The following is a 17,168-nucleotide window of genomic DNA, read 5'->3' on the forward strand; positions in this document are numbered from 1 at the left end:
GGCGCACATGACATCAACGGCGCCTGACACAACCCTGTCGCGGGCAAGCGCGCTCCTACAAGTTAGTTGCCGCCCGAGCCGCCACTGCCTGACACGCTGCCGCCCTTCTTCTGCTCGAAGAACTCCGGAATCTGATGCTGATAACTGTCCAGCCAGCGCTGCATGCTCAGGTCGCGTTCAATGGGAGCGGCCGCTTGCGGGATGGGGGATGCGGCGTGGCCGCTGGCTTGCAGGTTGAGCCAGGTTTCGGTCTGCTTTTGCGAGGGCGAGGACGGCCCCGGCTCTATCCCCAGCGCCGTGCCGCAGATCACTGAAAGGCCCAGTGCACTGATGATGAACCGGTTCATGGCTGTCTCCCTGTGTCAGGCAGGTCGCTCACCGCCGCCACCTTGACGGCCTTGATGGTCAGCCCTGCGGGGCTGGCCCTGAGTTTTTCCGCGCGGGCCTGGGCATCGTTGACCTGATCGGGCGTCAGGCCGCTGCGGGACACAAGCTCGGCGGCCTGGGTCCATTCATCCTGATAGATCAGCAAGGTCACCAGGTTCAACGCCGCCAGCGTGTCGGACTGCTTGAGTTCCATGGCCGTCAGAAACTGGAACCGCGCCTGATCGAGCTTGAGCTGGTTGAGATAGACCACCCCCAGATCGTTGCGAATCTTCTCGTCGGTGGGCGACAGCTTCACGGCAGCCTGCAAATGCATCAGCGCCTGATTGTTATCGCCCCGCGCCGCCGCCAACTGGCCCAGACCATGTTCGCCCTCGGCGGCCCGGCAGGTGCCCAGCAGGCTCTTGTACAGCGGCTCGGCCTCGCGACTGCCCAGCAGGCGCAGCACCCGCGCCTTGCGCAGGCGGACCTCGGGGAGCGTCGGCGGCAGGCTCTCCAGATGCGCCAGGCTCGCGTGCAGGCGGCCTTCGTCGGCCATGTCCTGGGCCATGTTCAACGCCAGCTCCTGATCGGAGCTGGGCTTGGCGCAACTGCCGCCACCAGCCTGGGCCAGCCACGGCGCCGAGCCATCACTGGCGCAGCCGCTCAGCAGGATGAGGCTCAACGCTGCAATCATTGCTTTCATTCAAACTCCCTAATGCGAAGTCAACGCCTTGCTGATCGCCATGAACCCGGGCCCCGCCAACACAATCAGCAAGGCCGGAAACAGAAACACCATCATCACCACCGACATCTTCGCCGAGAGCTTGGAGATGTACTCCTGCAAACGGGTGAGCCTGCGGTCATCGATCAATTGCTTGAGCGACAGCAGCGACTTCATCGCGCCACCGCCCTGATGAATCAACTGGTTGAGAATCACGCAGGTGTCGCTGAACTCATCCACCGCCAGCAGCGTGGCGACCTTGTTCAGCTCGTTGCCCAGTTCCAGCCCCGAATCCACACGCACCAGCATCGCCCGCAGCTCCGATGCCAGCACCGGCAACAGCCGCCCGCCTTCATTGCTGAGCACCCGCAGCGCCTGCTCGACCGCCATGCCGGACTCGAACAGGATGCGCAGCAGCGGGATAAAAGTGGACACCTCCACCACCACGCGTTTCTGCCGTGCAGAGGCCGCCGCGGCCAGAATCCGCTTGGGCGCCAGATAGCCCAAGCCCAAGGCAAAGGCCGGTGCCATGATCGGGTAGGCGGTGTCACTGAAGAACAGCGTCTGAATCAACACCACCACACTGAACGCCAGCACCGGAACACCCACCTGGCAAGCCGCGAACATTGAACGCTGGCTCGCCCGGCGCCAGCCGATGCGGTTGAGCAGTAGCTGGGTTTCGCTGTCCAGGCTCACCGAGCGCTGCCCGAAACGGCTGTCGCCCAACAGCCGCAACAGGCTGCCGACGCGGCTGTCGCGCCCCACCCGCCCCTGCAGACGCGACAACGCCAGGCGCTCGGCACGACGCTGGCGGGCCAGGGTCAGCAGCAGGAAAAACCCGGCCAGGGCGAACAGCAGCGCACTCAGCATCAAGGCCATCTCAGACGCTCCGCAACATGCGCCACAGCGCAAGGCAACCCAGGGTTTGCATCACGAACGCAACCGCGAGCATTTTCCATCCTGACTCGTCGTTCCACATGTGCAGCAAATACGTCGGGTTGACCACCATGAAGTACCCCACCATGCCCACCGGCAGCAGCCCCAGGACCACCGCCGTCATGCGCGTTTCCCCGGTCATGGCCCGCAACTGGCGCGCACCCTGTTCACGCTCGCGGATCAACCGGATCAGGTTCTCCAGCAGCTCGCTGGCATTGCCGCCGTAACGGTGGTTGACCCGCAGCCCCAGGGCGAACAGCTGGAATTCGTCGCGCTCGTACAACTCGGCGAAGTCCTGCACCGCATCGGGCAAGGTGATGCCCAACTGCACGTTGCGCTTGATCCGCGACATGGCCTCGCTCAGCGGACGGTCCGCGGCGTCGATGCTATTGAGCACCGCATCGCCCAGCGTGCGTCCGGATTTGAGGCTGCGCACCGTGTGATCGAGCAACTGCGGCAACTGGGCAATCATGCGCTGCATGCGCCGCCGGTAACGGAAGCTGACGTAAAAGCGCAGCACGATAACCGGCAGCAGAATGCCCAGCGCCAGACCAAAGCCGTCGTACATCGCATAGCCCAGCAGCATGGTCATCAGCCAGATCGTCAGGGCCAGCGGCAAGCGCTCGGTGGGACGACCCAGACCGGCTCGCAGGAACGCCCGCTCGATGGCCGCCAGAGCGGGTCTGGCAGCGACTTTCTCGGGCTGCCCCAATGCCAGCCGGGCCATGATCCGTTCGTTGGCGCCCTTGTTCAGGCCGCGATAGAACAGATACAGCGACAGCCCTGTCAGCAGCATGAATATCAGCCCGAGGACGATGGCTCCCTTCACTGTCGGATCTCCCTGAGCTGCGCCTGTGAGCAGTGCCTAGTAATCGAGCTGGCGCAGCTTGTCGCCAGCCGGGTTGATCGCCTCGCGCAGGAAGCCGAACCCGGTGCGCCGGTCCAGGCGGAACAGGGTGTTGGTCACGTACACGTCTTCACGGGTGCCGACCACCTCTACCACCTCGCTGACACAGCGGCGCCCGTCGGGCATGCGGGTCAGCTGGATGATCACGTCCAGCGCCGCGCAGATCATCTGGCGCAGGGTCTTTTCGGCGATCTGCCGCCCGGTCAGGCCCACCAGGGTTTCCAGGCGCAGCAGCGCGTCCTGGGCATTGTTGGCGTGCACCGTACTCATCGAGCCATCGTGGCCGGTGTTCATGGCGGTCATCACATCGAGCACTTCGACGCCGCGAATTTCCCCCAGGATGATGCGGTCCGGGCGCATCCGCAGGGCGTTGCGAATCAGGTCGCTGGCGCGCACCTCGCCATGACCTTCGGCATTCGGCGGACGGGTTTCCAAGCGCACCACGTGGGGGTGGCCCAGCTGCAATTCGGCGACGTCTTCGATGGTCACCAGCCGCTGATGAGTGTCGATCATCTGGCTCAAGACGTTGAGCATGGTGGTCTTGCCGGTGCCGGTACCGCCGCTGATGAGGATGTTGCAGCGCTTGTTCACGGCGCTGGCGAGGAAGTCATAGATGGGCTGGTCGATGGTCTGCATGGCCACCAGATCGGAGCTTCTGAGCATGTCCTTGCGAAACTTCCGGATCGACACGCAGGGCCCGTCCAGCGCAATCGGCGGGATGATCGCGTTGACCCGGCTGCCATCAGGCAGGCGCGCATCGACCATCGGCGAGGACTCGTCCAGCCGCCGGCCCAGCGGAGCAAGAATGCGCTGGATGACGCGCTCGACGTGATGCGAGTCGATGAAACGCAGGTCCGAATGGTGCAGCACGCCCTCGCGCTCGATGAACACCTTGTTGGGGCCGTTGACCAGAATCTCGGTCACCGACTTGTCGCGCAGCAGCACTTCCAGCGGGCCGAAACCGGTGAGCTCGTCCACCAGTTCCTCGGCCAGGCGCTCCATCTCGTAGCGCGAAATCGCCAGCTTCAGGCGGGCGACATACTCGGCCACCTTGTCGGTGACGAACTGCGCCAGCGCCGGGCGCGTGCCTTCGAGCAGGTTGCGCCCGCTCTCTTCGATGGCGTCGATGATGTAGCGATGCAGCACCAGTTTCAGGCCCTGCCCATCGCCGCCGCTTTCCGTTGGCCGGGACGACACGCCAAAGAGTTTTTCATTCTTCATTTGTTGGCCCTCAAGAGCCGGCCCAGCCAGCCATCACGCGGCTTGCTGGCGGTATCGGACTGACTGGCCAGGCGCTCGCCCAGATTGCGCAGGCCCGCGCTCAACGACTCCCGTGGCGACAGCTCGAACAGCGACAGGCCCTGATTCTTGGCGTTCAGGCGCACCTCGGGGCTGAGTGGCAGCACCACCATGGCGGGCAGGCCGAAGGTCTTCTCCAGCGCCTCGGAATTGGGTGTGACCTGGCGCAGGTATTTGTCCACCAACAGCCCGGCCTGCTGCAGCTTCAGGCCCTTTTCCCGCCACAGATTGAGGATCGCCAGATTGCGCCGGCACTCGATGACGTTCTGGTCCACGTACCACAGCAACTGGTCGCAATGGGCGACGAAGGTGCGCAGCGATTCGCTGTCCGGCTGGCCCACGAGATTGACCACCACATGCTGGAAATGCTGGCGCAAGGCGCTGAGCAGCATGTACAGCTCGGCGGCGCTGGTGTGCTCCAGCGGCATGTCGTCCTCGCCGTAGGCCAGGATGCGCAACTGGCTGGGATGGACGGTGAAGGCGCTGTCGATCAGGGTCGAGTCGAGCCTGCGCAAATGACGCACCGAGTCGCCGAAGGTGAACGACGACTCCAGGCTGAGCATCGCCAGGCTGTCGCCGCGCGGGGTGCCCAGGTCGAGCAGCAGCGTGCGCTGGCCTTTCTGTTGCGCCACCAATGCCAGGTGCGCCGACACCAGCGCGCCATCGCCGTCGCACTGGGCGCCGTAGATCACGGTCAGGCCACCCATGTTCGGGTTGGGCGCCACGGCCGGCAGGCGCTTGCCAAGGCGCCGCACCAGCCCGGCCACTTCGCTGGAGCGTGAACCGTAGGCCACGAAATCCCGAGCCCCGGCGCGCATGGCGTTGAGCACCAACTGGTTGTCCATACCGTCACCCAGGGCGACGATGGCCAGCATCGGCTTGGCTTCCAGGGCACCTTCGATCAACGCGCTCTGGTTCATCAGGTGCTCGCGGTCGAGCCCCACGAACACCACACTGGCAAAGGTCACGTCCACCAGCGCCAGCAGTTCGTCGAGGCTGCCGGTGCCGGCGCTGACCACCTGGCCCAGCGGCGCCAGCGCCCCCTGCAGCCATTCAAGGTCGGTGGTGTTGCGCGTGATCGCCAGAAACGTCTGGCTGAGGTTCGGTCCCTGGCTCATTGCGATAACCCGCTGCGGCGATCGAAGCTGCCGTTTTCGAGGAAATACATCTTGTAGAAATTCGGGTCGTAGTTGCGCAGCGCCTCGCCCGGCAGCGACGGCAACTGCGCGTTGGCGGCCAGTGGCTGCACCAGGTGCGGGGTGACGATCATCAGCAGTTCACGTTCGTCGCGGTTGATCTGCGAACTGCGAAACAGCGCGCCCAGCACCGGGATATCGCCCAGGCCCGGAAACTTGTCCACAGACGCAATGTTGCTGGTGTTGATCAGGCCGCTGATGACGAAGCTCTCGCCATCGGCCAGTGACACGCTGGTGTCGGTGCGCCGCACATTCAGTGCCGGCACGGTGGTTCCGGCGATGGTCACGCCGGCGGTGAAATCCAGCTCGCTGACCTCCGGCGCCACTTTCAGGGAGATGCGGTTGCGCCCGACGACGGTGGGCGTCAGGGTCAGGCGCACGCCGTATTCCTTGTACTCGATGGAAATACCGTTGCTTTCGCCATTGGGCACCGGCACCGGGAACTCGCCACCGGCCAGGAAACTTGCGCTCTGTCCGCTCAAGGCCACAAGACTGGGTCGCGCCAGGGTGTAGGCGAAGCCGCTGCTTTCCATCGCGTTGAGCATACCCAGCACCTTGCTGCTACCGCCGCCCCAGACGATGTTGAAGTTGTTGTTGTTCAGCGGAATATTGGGCCGCGTACCGCCAACCGTGCCGGGGGTCACGGTCACGCCCGGCACTGTGCCGGGGGACCCGAACAGGAAGTTGTTCGAGCCTCTGCCGAAGATCGAGGTGCTGGCTTCCTTGAGCTTGGTGCGGCTGACTTCGACGAAGCGGATGTCGGTCTGCACCTGGCTGGGCAGCAGCGGGTCTTCCGAGGGTGGCAGCAAGGTGTCGGTCATGGCCGCCTTGGCCGCACCGCGCACGAAGACCATGCTCTGCCGAGGGGCGGTGGAACAATTGGTCCAGATCATCAGGCTGGTGGTGCCCGGCCCCACGCCGGTCAGCAGGAAGGCGCCGTTGTCATTGCCGTTGACCTGCACGTCAGCGATCTTCGGATCGCCTACCGCCAGGCGCGTGATCGCCACCGGCGAGCGCATTTCCTGCTGCACGCCCTGCCCGATCTCCAGCGCCGCCGGCATCGCCGACAACGCGGAACAGTTGCCCGCAGCGGCTTCGACAGTCCCCTGATACAACCCCGCAGCCAAAAAGGCCGACACGATACGGTTCAAAACCGGCTTGAAACGGTTACTCATGAATGTGCGGTCCTTGCTCGGTCAGGGGGTTTGCGCGGTGGCCTGGCTGCCACGAATGACTTCGATGGGCTTCGGTCCGCGCGGTGTGCTGCTGCCTGCCGGCTGGACGCGGGCGGCTGTGCTTTGCATGCTCAGCTGATTGAAATGCACGAGGTTGCGATTGACCGTGTCCAGTTGCGTGGCGATGTCGCTGTCCCCGGCCCAGTAGCGTTCCAGGTTCTTCTCCTGGGCACTGCGTACGGCCAGCCGCAAGGGACCTACCTGGGACGCCAGCATCAGGCGGCTCAACAGTTGCTCCGGTACCGCGAGCACGACGCTGCGCGCATTGACCTTGAGTTTCTGCTGCTGCACCCGCTCATCCCGGCTGACACTTTGATCGTCCTGCCCCTGGTTCACCGGGCCCAGCAGTGCGCCAACGCTGAGCACCCGCAGGGCAGGCACGACGGTCTGGGCGCTGCGGTCCGTGGAGGTCTGATCAGACGGGAGGTAAAGCAGGACGTCTACGTAATCGCCGGGGCTGATCTGGCCGCCGGCGCCAATGATTTCGTCGGTGGACAACGCCAGCGCCCGTTCGCCGGGACGAATCATCCGCGCCAGGCTGCCACCGGCTTCGAAGCTGTTCTCGGTAAGCCAGGTGCCCGCCGCAAGCGGACGCCAGGACATGCGCCCCACGGCCTCTTCAGTGTGGGAAAAACTGCCGGGTGGCGCGACCTTGAGGCGCTCGACGATCAGGTCGTCGGCCTTGATGGGCTCGTAGGCGGGAATGTCCCGGGCCAGCACCACGACGGGCTGACGGGTGGGGTCCTGGGAAGGCTGTTCAGCGGCCACGGGGACGGCTGCAGGCGCCTGGGCCTGGCTGACGGGCGCCACCGCTGCTGGCGCAGGCTGACGACTCAACACCAGCCCCCAATACCCGGCAAACAATGCCCCCAACAGAAAAAACACGGCCAGCCCCATTGTGACGCGACTGCTCATGACGGCCCTCCCGTGCCTGACTACAACCTCGAAAACGTTACGAGACAACCTGTCATTCAGTTGGCTATGAACATTCATCCTTTTCGCTATTAGAAGGTAGTCGAGGTCATCCAAAACGCCATCAGTTGTCGGAAATTTCCGCGCATTCACTCCGTTCGGGTGTCAGGGTGCAGAGCGGCCCATGCGTCTGCCACTACTACTTTCCGACTAATGCTTTCTTGTGATTGTGGAGTACGGGTTTGGGGTCAATGCTGTGGGTACGAAGGATTGTTCAACGCTGCAAACGCGTAGTAGCGCTCTAGGGCGCTGAGGAGAAGTCAGATGTACCTAACCTACCTGTCGGCCCTGTTACGTCGCTTCGTCAAGAACGAGGAAGCCGCATCGGCCATCGAATATGCCGTGATCGTGGCGATGGTCGCCCTGGTGCTGTTTGCGATGATCACGCCTATGGGCACTGCCATCAGAGCCCGGTTCAACGAAATCATTGTGGCCCTTGGAGGCACGGCAGCAACGTGACTCAGCGCGAGTTGGCAATTCTTTTGTTCAATCAGCCAAGGCCGTGAAAATGCCCGCTCCTACACGCCAACAACTGCTGCTCGTTGACGACGAAGAGGACGCCAACGAAGAACTCGCCGAATTGCTCGAAGGCGAGGGTTTCTGCTGCTTTACCGCGCCGTCGGTCAAGGTGGCGCTGAAGATTCTGACCGAGCACCCGGATATCGCACTGGTGATCACGGATCTGCGCATGCCCGAAGAAAGCGGCATCTCGCTGATCAAGCGCCTGCGCGAGCACACGTCACGCCAGCACCTGCCGGTGATCGTCACCTCAGGCCACGCCGACATGGAGGATGTCAGCGATTTGCTTCGCCTGCAGGTGCTGGATCTATTCCGCAAACCCATCTACCACGTACGGCTGCTGGAAACGCTCAACAATCTGTTTCCAGAGCCGAAGGTGTACAAGGTCGGGCAGTAGTCCCGACCTTCCCTCGTTTGCCTTCAGCACACCCCCGCCGGCAAGCCGTGCTGCTACGGGAGATCGGGCGTGCGCACCTTCTTCGCTTATCCCCGATCCGTAGCAGTCCGGCTTGCCGGCGTCCTGGCGCAGCGGCATCGCCTAGGCAAAAAAAAGACAGGGGATCATCCGATTCCCCTGTCTGAACAGGCGCAGGCGTTGAATGAAAAGCCGCGACCAAGGCACGCCGGAGAAAGAACACTGCATCGCAGACCACTTGCTTGCGATAGTTCTCACACTGCCCGGCACTGCATGCCTGCGGTTCGCTGCCGCTCCATTCAAACCACCGCCCAACACGCCTGTTACCCCGTTGAGCAACCCACCGATACTGCCGGTGGGTGTGCCTCATGGCTGCATGACACGCCCTTGGAAGGAATGGGGCAATCCGTAACTTGGTATTAACCCCTTGGATAACTGGGCGATCCAGCGCCAACCCCACGAATAAATCCCATATATATCAACGACTAAACTTCACCAAGCCGACAAGCCAGACGAAAGTTGTATAGTCGCAATTGACTAGCGCACACGGAATTGGCGTTTTTACGGCGACCTCAATCCACCACACTGAACTCCACGCGCGCGGTCTGGCCGCTTTCGTCGAGTACGCTCAACTGATAGCGCCCAAGGCGGCTGAAGGTGTGGCTCCAGATTTCCTGATTGCCCGTGTCCCCCAGCGGCGCGCCGTCGATGAACCACCAGCGGCGCCCGTTACCGCCCAGTGCCGACAATTGCAGCCGCAACTGCTGCTGGCTGCCCGCAGGCAAACGCAACTGATCGCCGTCGCGCACGCCGACGATGGAAATCGGCGCCGCGAGGCTCAAGCCCTGAGGGGCACAACCGGGGTCGATGGCGGGCAGGCGCGCTTCTCGTCGTTCGGCCTTCGGCAGCCAGGGTTCGAGCGGTGCCGGCCAAAGTGCGACGTCCTTTGGTTGAGCCCCGGGACACGTGGCATCGACGCGCAATCCCTTGTCATTCACCCAGATTTTTTCCAGCAGCCCCAATCCCAGCGGCTGGTCGGGGGCCTGCAAGGTCGGCGGCGTCGTGCCGTCCAGCGTCCAGGCAAAGCGCTGCCGCCGACAGTTAGGGTCGCTCTTGCTCATGGGCTGGCCCAGCGGCCAGCAGATCGCCGCGACGCCCACATTCAGCGGCACCGGCAATACCGGCGGCAGGATGTTGCGCTGGGCGTCGCGGTTCACCAGCAGGTCATGCACCTGAATCATCAGCGGTGCGGCAGAGGCCAGGCCGAACTGCCCCGGCACCGGCGTGCCATCGGGACGGCCAATCCACACCCCGATCAGGAAACGCGGCCCCACGCCAATCGACCAGGCATCGCGAAAGCCATAACTGGTGCCAGTCTTCCAGGCCAGTTGCGGGCGCTGCACCAGTTCGGCGTGAGGATCCAGATCAGGCCGCGACTGGCCGCTCAGGATGCGCCGGATGATCCACGCCGCCCCCGGCGACATCATGGGCCGGTCGCGCAGGCGGTCATCGGGTTGCAGGCGAATATCGGCGCTGCGTCCGCCTCGGGCAAACGCGGCGTAACCACCCACCAGATCCTCCAGCCGGCTGCCCGCCCCGCCCAGAATCAACGCCAGGTTCGGCTGGGCCAGTGGCGGCAAGGTCAGCGGCACCCCGCCGTTGCGCAGTTCGGCGGCGAAGCGTTTCGGGCCGTAGGCTTCGAGCAGTTGCACCGCCGGCAGGTTGAGCGACATCGACAGCGCCGAGCTGGCCGCCACCGCGCCATTGAAACCCGATGAAAAATTCCCCGGACGGTAATCGCCATAACGACGCGGCACGTCCTGTAGCAGCGATTCGGAGTGAATCAGCCCGGCATCCAGCGCCTTGCCGTACAAAAACGGCTTGAGGGTCGAACCCGGGGAGCGCATCGCGCTGACCATGTCCACGTGCCCGAAGCGTCTTGCATCGCCGATGTCCACGGAGCCGACGTACGCCCGCACCGCCATGTTCTGCGCCTCGACCACCAGAATCGCCGCCGAGGTGCGCTCCGGCAGACGCGCTCTCCAGCCCAGCAGCAGGTCTTCAAGACGACGTTGAAGGCTGGCGTCCAGCGTGGTGCGGATCAATGGCGGGCTGTCGGGCCGGTTCAGGCGACGGGCCAGCAGCGGGGCCAGGCTGGGCTCCTGTCGCGGCGCCAGCAACAACGGTTCTTCCAGCGCTTCGGTCACGGCCTGCTGCGGCCAGACGTCAAACTCGGCCAGGCGCTTGAGCACCTTGTCCCGCGCGGCCTGGGCTCGCTGTGGGTGACGGTCGGGGCGCAAGCGGCTCGGTGCCTGGGGCAACACCGCCAGGAGCGCTGCGTCGGCGCGGGTCAGTTGCTGTGGAGACTTGCCCAGATACGCCCAACTGGCGGCCGCAACGCCTTGCAGGGTGCCGCCAAACGGTGCGCGGTTCAGATAAAGTCCGAGGATCTCGGGCTTGGACAGATGCCACTCCAGTTGCGCCGTGCGCCAGAGCTGGCGCAGTTTGCCCGGCAGCGTGCGCGAATGGGGATCGAGCAGCCGCGCCACCTGCATCGACAGCGTGCTGCCGCCGGATACCACATGGCCGCCGCTCAGGTTCTGCCAGGTCGCGCGCACCAGCGCCATGGGGTTCACCCCCGGATGCTGATAGAACCAGCGGTCCTCGTAGGTCAGCACCGCTTCGAGGTAATAAGGCGACACCTGATCCACCGTCACCGGATAGCGCCACACACCGTTGGCATCGGCAAAACGCCACAACGGCGTGCCATCTTCGGCCAGCACCACCCGGGCCAGATCATCTTTGGGCAGCGGCAGCGGCCAGATGCGGTCAGCCAGCCAGAGCGCCAGGCACAGGAGCAAAATGCTGGCGGCGATCCAGCGAACGAGTCGTTTCATGCCAGACTGCCTCTACCGGTCAGGGAACTCGCTCTGGCCTGTGATAGCCCAAGTGAACAATCCCCTCTCCATTCAATGCCCGTCATCAGGAAAAACATATGCAGGTAGAAAGCGTTTTCGAATGGCTCGGCCAGGTCATCGGCGCAGTGATTCGTTTCGTCGTCGACGGTTTGAGCTGGTTGTTCAACATGTTCACTCATGCGGGTGGCAATTTTGTCGACGGCCTGGCGCGCACGCTGGGCATGAACACTTCGATCGTCAGCATCGCCGGGCTGATCGTAGGGCTGATGCTGCTGTACTCGGCGATCCGCGCGTTCATGCGCGGCTCGATCATCATCGGCATTATCTGGTTGTTTCTGGGGTTGTGGTTGTTGAGCTGGATTATTCATTGATCCGGGGTGAATCCGCCTTAACGGGCGCCCTCAAGATCGCTCCCGCCGGCAAGCCGTGCTGCTACGGGGGCGCGGCGCACGCTGAACCTTCATACATTCCGTAGGAGCGCGCTTGGTCTGGGCCGCATCCGGACGATGGCGGTGTGTCTGTACCCATGAGGGTGTCTGACCCACCGCCATCGCGGGCAAGCGCGCTCCTACAAGCTGCCTATTTCTTCGCTTTCACGACCAACTGCGCAGGCGCGTCGCCCAGGGCTTGCCAGTTCGGGCGGTACATCGACTCGACCTGCGGCGGCGGTACGCGGTAGGTGCCTGGGGTCACGGCGCGGGCCAGGTACAGCAGGTGCACGGTGTTGAACCCTTGCAGGTCCACCGCCGCCACGTAGCGGTCGCCACGGAATTCCTGATGCTTGAGCCCGGCGTTCTCCATCGATTCGCGCCACTGTTTCACCGACTCGCTGGCGTCTTCCAGGCTGGCCGCGCTCTGGGCCAGGTTCTGGTTCTCGATCTCGAGCCCGGCAGGCAACAGGTCCACCACCAGCGCATCCGGCACGCGCTCCTTGGCCTTCAACTCAAGATGCACCAGCACCAGCTCGCCGCTCTTCAAGGCATTGAGGTTCAGCGCCTCGCCGTCCATACCCAGGTACTCGCGACGAATGCTCAGGTTCTCGCCACCGGCCACCGGCGGCTGCGACGGATAACCCGAAATGGTCATCTGCTGATACAGGGTTTCGCCACCGCTGCTCTGCACCGTCAGAGGTGAAGCCAGCACCGAACTGTCGAGCTTCACGCCTGGCTGGTCGTTGCTCAGTTCGCGATTGTTGCTACCGCTGGACAGCGTCGCCGCCCACTTGGCCTCGGGTTTGCCCAGCAGATCACGCCCGGCGAGGAACAGCGAGTTGCGCTCCTGAGTCGACAGATAGCGGCTGGCCGCCACCTGATCGGACAGCGCAAACAGCCGCTCCTCGACCTTGTCCTGGGCCAGTTTGTTTTCTTCAAGCAGCGACAGGATCAACGCCTGATCGCGCAGCGGGCTGCCATAGTCGGCCAGCCAGTCATTGGCCTTGCGACCTGCAGCAAGCCCGGCCAGCAACGCCTGATCGGCACGCGGCTTGTCGCCCATTTTCTCCAGCGCGATGGACAACTGCACCAGCGGCAAACCGGAGCGCGCATCGCTGCGACGGTCGAACAGGCTGCGCAGCGCACCCAGCGGCGCCTGCTGGCTGCGGGACAACACCAGCCCCGCGTAGGCCTGCACGGCGAAGCGGGTGTGGTCGGCGTTTTCGCTGTAGTTGACCTCGATCTGGTTGCGCTCCTGCAAGTAGCGCAACAGGCGTTCGCTGGCCCTCTTCAGCGCGTCCGGCGGCACAGCGTAGCCCTGGTCGCGGGCACGCAGCAGGAAGTCGGTGACGTAGGCGGTCAGCCAGTACTCCTCATCGCCGTCCGCGCCCCACAGGCCGAAGCTGCCGTTGTAGCGCTGCATGCCGAGCAGTCGCTCGATCCCCACCTCGATCTTGCGCTTGCGCACCGCGTCGGCCTCGCCTTCCAGTCCCAGGCGCTTGAGGGTTGCGGCGTCAGCGTAGAGCGACGGATACAGGCCGCTGGTGGTCTGCTCCAGGCAGCCGTAGGGGTATGCCTTGAGCGCGCGAATCTGCTCGCCCAGGTTCAACGGAGGCCGGCTCGACACCGACAGCATCGCTTCGCGTCCCGCAGGTTCGAAGGCGTCCAGCGCTCCGTCCGGCAGGCTCCAGGCCTGATCCTTGAGCACCGCCCGGTACTGCCTGAGCATGGCCGGATAGGCCGGGCGCACGCCGATGGTCCACTCGCGGCTGAACGCAGGCAGATTCTCGCCCGGCAGCTCCAGACCATTGACCGTGACCTTGATCGTGCCCTGACCGAAACCGCCCTGGGCCTTGACCGGAATCTGCAAGGTGGTGCGCTGGCCCTGGGTCAGACTGATCGCCTTGCCAGCATCCGGCTGCGCCAGGCTCAACTGGCCCTCGGCACTGACCTGCACGTTGAGTTTCTGCGCCTGCCCCGACAGGTTCGACACATCCAGCGCCACGCTGGTCTGGTCACCGCCGGCCAAAAAGCGTGGCGCCGACAGTTCAGCGATCAGCGGCGCGGCCACCACGGTCTTGGCCTCGGCCATGCCGTAGCGCTCGTCGGTCCAGGCCTGGGCCATGATCCGCAGTTCGCCGTTGAAGTCGGGGATATCGACGCTGACTTCTGCATCGCCCTGCTCGTTCAGTGTCACCGGCGCGCTTTGCAGGGCAACGATGGTGACACTGGTTTCCGGACGCTTGCCGCCCTTCGCCAGGGCTGCGTCACCACCGAATGCCAGGCTGGCCAGACGATTGCGCCCGGCCTCGATCAACTGGCCATAGATGTCGAGCTGGTCGGCACCGTATTCCTTGCGCCCGAACAGGCTGGCGAACGGATCGGGGGTGGCGTATTCGGTGATATTGAGGATCCCAACGTCCACCGCCGCAACCAGCACGTGCACGTCTTTGGGGATCGAACCGTCAGCGTTCTTCGCGTTGACCTTGAGCCTGAGCGGCTGCTTGGGCCGCATCTTCTCAGGGGCGGTCACGGTCAGTGCCAGTTTGCGTTCCGAGCGATCCAGCGGCAGGTGCAGCACGCCGACAGCACGCTTGGGCGTGACGTTGGCCTTGCGCTCGCCGGGGCGGATCACCAGCGCGCTGACGTACAGGTCATGCCGCGCCCACTTTTTATCCACAGGCACGTCGAAGGTCTTGCCCTCGGCCGGCACCTCGATTTCCTGCCACCACAGCGGCCCTTCGCTGGATTCCACCAGCAGATAGCCTTTGCCGGCGCTCGGCGGGGTGACGGTGACCTTGGCTGTGTCGCCATCGGCGTAGGCCGGTTTATCCAGCGCCAGCTTGACCTGATCCGGACGCACCGCGCCGCCTTCGGCGTTGTCCTGCCAGCGGTACCCGGCCCAGAAGCGCACGCTGCTGATCAGGCCCGTTTCCGGATCCTCGACCTCGACGCGGTACGGGCCCCACTCCACCGGGAAGCTGACCTTGGCCGTGGAGTCCTTCTTCACGCTGAGGGTTTCTTCGGACAGGTTCAGAAACTTCTCGTTGTAGTGATAGCTCCAGCCGTCGCTGTCCGAGTAGTTCCAGTAGTAGTCGCGGCGCTCGCGAATCAGCCGGACCTTGAGATTCTCGGCCGCCAGTTTGTGGCCCTCGGCATCGGCCATCAGCACTTCGAATTCCACCGGGCCATCGCCATCGGTGGCTTCACCGTCGAACAGGCCACGCAGGCCCGGCAGTTTTTCCGCCGGCCACACCGGCTGGGTCAGGCGGCGGGTGATCGGCCGCCCGCCCGACTCCTGCAAGCTGGCCTGCAACACCAGTTGCAGCGGCGACCTGGCCTTGGCCCACTGGCTGTCGATGCTCAGGTCCAGTTCACCGTTGGCGTCCAACACGCTGTCTTCGACTTCCAGATCCTGCTTGAGGTCTTCTTCGGTAATCGAACCGAACTGATAACCCGGCAGCCCCGGCACCGCTTCACGCAGCGGACGCACGTACAACTGGCCGGTCAGGCGGTTGCCGGAAGCGGGGGCGCCATAGAGGTAACGACCGTTGATGGACACATCCAGCGCTGCATCGGGGGTGATGGGCGTGTCGCTGCCCTTGAGTTCCAGCGCCATGCGCTCGGGCAGGAAATCCTCGACCTGAAATTCATACAGTTGCGGTTTGCCATCGCCCAGGTCGAACACCAGTTGCCAGCGCCCGGTTGGGGCTTCGTCTGACAGTTGCAGTTGGTATTGATACAGGCCGCTGGCGTCGGCATCCCACACAAACTTGCGACTGACCTGATCGTCTGGACGACGCACTTCCACGGTGATGGGTTGAGCTTTCACACGCTTGCCGTCGTTGTCGCGCAGCAGGCCGTTGAGCAGCACCACTTCACCGGGGCGATACAGGTCGCGAGGGCCGAAGATGAAGAACTGCAACGGGTGGGCCTGGGGCCCGGTGATGTCAAATTCGGCCAGGTCCAGGGCGGCGCTGTTCAGGCGCAGCAGGCTGGTCTGTTCGGCCTGTTTGGCCAGCAGCACTTCGGCCTTCGCTGGCAGCGGCAGTTCGGCGTGACCGGCGTTGTCGGTCTTGCCCTGACCGACCATGCGGCCCTTGTCGTCGTAGAGTTCCAGATCGATGCCGTTGAGCGCCTTGCCGCCCTCCAGCGCCTGGGTGAACACGTCGAGGCGATTGGCGTAGCGGTGCACCGACAGGCCGATGTCGCTCAAGGTGAACAGCGTTGCAGGCTGGGAATAGTTGTAGGTGCCCGAGGCGCGCATTACCGCCAGGTACACGCCCGGCTGCTGCAACTGCTTGAGCCCGGCGATGGGCAGCAGCACGGTTTCCCGGGTGTTACGCGCAGGGTTCAGGTCGAACCGGCCGCCGTAGACCAGGTCGGCCATGGGCAGCAGCTCTTTGGATTCATAGCTTTGCAGGCTGGACGAACCTTCCCAGGAACTGAGAAATGCAGGGAGCGAGTCGGGCTTGATGCGGAAGAATTCGACATCGACCTTATCGACGTTCAGCGCAATCACCGGCAAGCCTTCCGCCAAGCGGGTCGGCAGCAGGCTGCCACGGCTGGCGAAGCCTACCGTGGCTTGCAGGTCAGAGGTTTCGAGGCGCGCGGAATACTCGGCCGCCAGGGTGTTGTTGTTCACGGCCGCCAGGCCCGGATCGATGGTCAGCACCAGTTTGCGCTTGGGCTCCAGATGACGCAGGCGCAACTCCATGAGGTTGTCCGACAGCTCCCACGCGCCATCGACCTTGCCGTTGACGCTGTCCACCAGATGCACTTTCTCGGCGAATTTCTGATCGGGATTGAGCGGCACCGAGAAACTCAGCGACAGCGTGCTGGCGCCGTCGAGCTGGATTTCCGAGACATCCACCACCGTCAACTCGCGCCCTGCATAGCGCTTGCTCAGCGCGGGAATGTCCACCGCAGGCTTGGGCTTGGCCGTCTCCACGGCAGCGGCCTGCGGCGCTGCAGGCTGCGCGGGGGCAGGCGCTGGTTTGTCGGAGGTTGAGGAATCGCAGGCACTGAGCAGTACCAGCGCACAGGCCAGGAACAATCCTTTGTTAAGCATGAGGCACTCATTGGCGGCAGTTGTGATGAGAAGCAGCAGTTATAGCATCGCAACGCTGAACGTACAGCGCAGCGCGGGAATAGACCTTGGGTTTGTGGGTTTGTTCGCAGCGGCGTGGCGTTGCACACGGTCCACGAATGCACACAAAACCTGTAGGAGTGAGCTTGCTCGCGATAGCGGAC

General features: G+C 63.9%; 13 protein-coding genes. 3 read left to right on the forward strand and 10 right to left on the reverse strand.

Annotation, left to right across the window (positions count from 1 at the left end):
* Positions 1-62: 62 nt before the first annotated feature.
* The 8 genes from ACIPO9_RS15915 to cpaB are packed head-to-tail and all read right to left on the reverse strand — an operon-like array spanning position 63 to position 7,575.
* Positions 63-347, reverse strand: a complete 285-nt coding sequence (locus tag ACIPO9_RS15915; RefSeq protein WP_274134102.1) for a DUF3613 domain-containing protein — start codon at positions 345-347, stop codon at positions 63-65.
* Positions 344-1,069 (reverse strand): tetratricopeptide repeat protein, encoded by a 726-nt coding sequence (locus tag ACIPO9_RS15920; protein ID WP_400781985.1) that lies wholly within the window; start codon positions 1,067-1,069, stop codon positions 344-346. Before ACIPO9_RS15920 ends, ACIPO9_RS15915 begins: the two co-directional genes overlap by 4 nt.
* A gap of 9 nt (positions 1,070-1,078) precedes the next feature.
* The gene (locus ACIPO9_RS15925; RefSeq protein WP_400781988.1) at positions 1,079-1,966 is read right to left on the reverse strand and encodes a type II secretion system F family protein; all 888 of its coding nucleotides are present in this window, start codon (positions 1,964-1,966) and stop codon (positions 1,079-1,081) included.
* 1 nt (position 1,967) lies between these two features.
* Positions 1,968-2,852 (reverse strand): type II secretion system F family protein, encoded by an 885-nt coding sequence (locus ACIPO9_RS15930; RefSeq protein WP_274134099.1) that lies wholly within the window; start codon positions 2,850-2,852, stop codon positions 1,968-1,970.
* Positions 2,853-2,888: 36 nt separating this feature from the next.
* A complete protein-coding gene (locus tag ACIPO9_RS15935; protein WP_274134098.1) occupies positions 2,889-4,151 on the reverse strand; it encodes a CpaF family protein in 1,263 nt (420 codons plus the stop codon).
* Positions 4,148-5,347, reverse strand: coding sequence for a CpaE family protein (locus tag ACIPO9_RS15940; protein WP_400605423.1), 1,200 nt, complete (start codon positions 5,345-5,347; stop codon positions 4,148-4,150). Before ACIPO9_RS15940 ends, ACIPO9_RS15935 begins: the two co-directional genes overlap by 4 nt.
* Positions 5,344-6,600, reverse strand: coding sequence for a type II and III secretion system protein family protein (locus ACIPO9_RS15945; RefSeq protein ID WP_400781990.1), 1,257 nt, complete (start codon positions 6,598-6,600; stop codon positions 5,344-5,346). Before ACIPO9_RS15945 ends, ACIPO9_RS15940 begins: the two co-directional genes overlap by 4 nt.
* A gap of 21 nt (positions 6,601-6,621) precedes the next feature.
* Positions 6,622-7,575 carry a Flp pilus assembly protein CpaB gene (cpaB, locus tag ACIPO9_RS15950; protein ID WP_400781992.1) on the reverse strand — a complete coding sequence of 318 codons (954 nt, stop codon included), beginning with the start codon at positions 7,573-7,575 and terminating at the stop codon, positions 6,622-6,624.
* 321 nt (positions 7,576-7,896) lie between these two features.
* Here cpaB and ACIPO9_RS15955 point away from each other — a divergent pair, with 321 nt between their 5' ends.
* A complete protein-coding gene (locus tag ACIPO9_RS15955) occupies positions 7,897-8,091 on the forward strand; it encodes a Flp family type IVb pilin (RefSeq protein WP_274134094.1) in 195 nt (64 codons plus the stop codon).
* Between the two features lie 49 nt (positions 8,092-8,140).
* Positions 8,141-8,548 carry a response regulator gene (locus ACIPO9_RS15960; protein WP_274134093.1) on the forward strand — a complete coding sequence of 136 codons (408 nt, stop codon included), beginning with the start codon at positions 8,141-8,143 and terminating at the stop codon, positions 8,546-8,548.
* Positions 8,549-9,138: 590 nt separating this feature from the next.
* Here the strand turns inward: ACIPO9_RS15960 and pbpC are convergent.
* The gene (pbpC, locus tag ACIPO9_RS15965) at positions 9,139-11,463 is read right to left on the reverse strand and encodes a peptidoglycan glycosyltransferase PbpC (protein ID WP_400781994.1); all 2,325 of its coding nucleotides are present in this window, start codon (positions 11,461-11,463) and stop codon (positions 9,139-9,141) included.
* A 98-nt stretch (positions 11,464-11,561) separates the two neighbouring features.
* Here pbpC and ACIPO9_RS15970 point away from each other — a divergent pair, with 98 nt between their 5' ends.
* Positions 11,562-11,855, forward strand: coding sequence for a hypothetical protein (locus ACIPO9_RS15970; RefSeq protein ID WP_274134091.1), 294 nt, complete (start codon positions 11,562-11,564; stop codon positions 11,853-11,855).
* A gap of 208 nt (positions 11,856-12,063) precedes the next feature.
* On the opposite strand, the gene ACIPO9_RS15975 is transcribed toward ACIPO9_RS15970, so the two are convergent.
* Positions 12,064-16,986: an alpha-2-macroglobulin family protein gene (locus ACIPO9_RS15975; protein WP_400781997.1), complete on the reverse strand. Its 4,923-nt coding sequence runs from the start codon at positions 16,984-16,986 to the stop codon at positions 12,064-12,066.
* Positions 16,987-17,168 lie beyond the last annotated feature (182 nt).

This window comes from Pseudomonas sp. NPDC090203 (assembly GCF_044746765.1).
Classification (GTDB): Bacteria; Pseudomonadota; Gammaproteobacteria; order Pseudomonadales; family Pseudomonadaceae; genus Aquipseudomonas; species Aquipseudomonas putida_AD.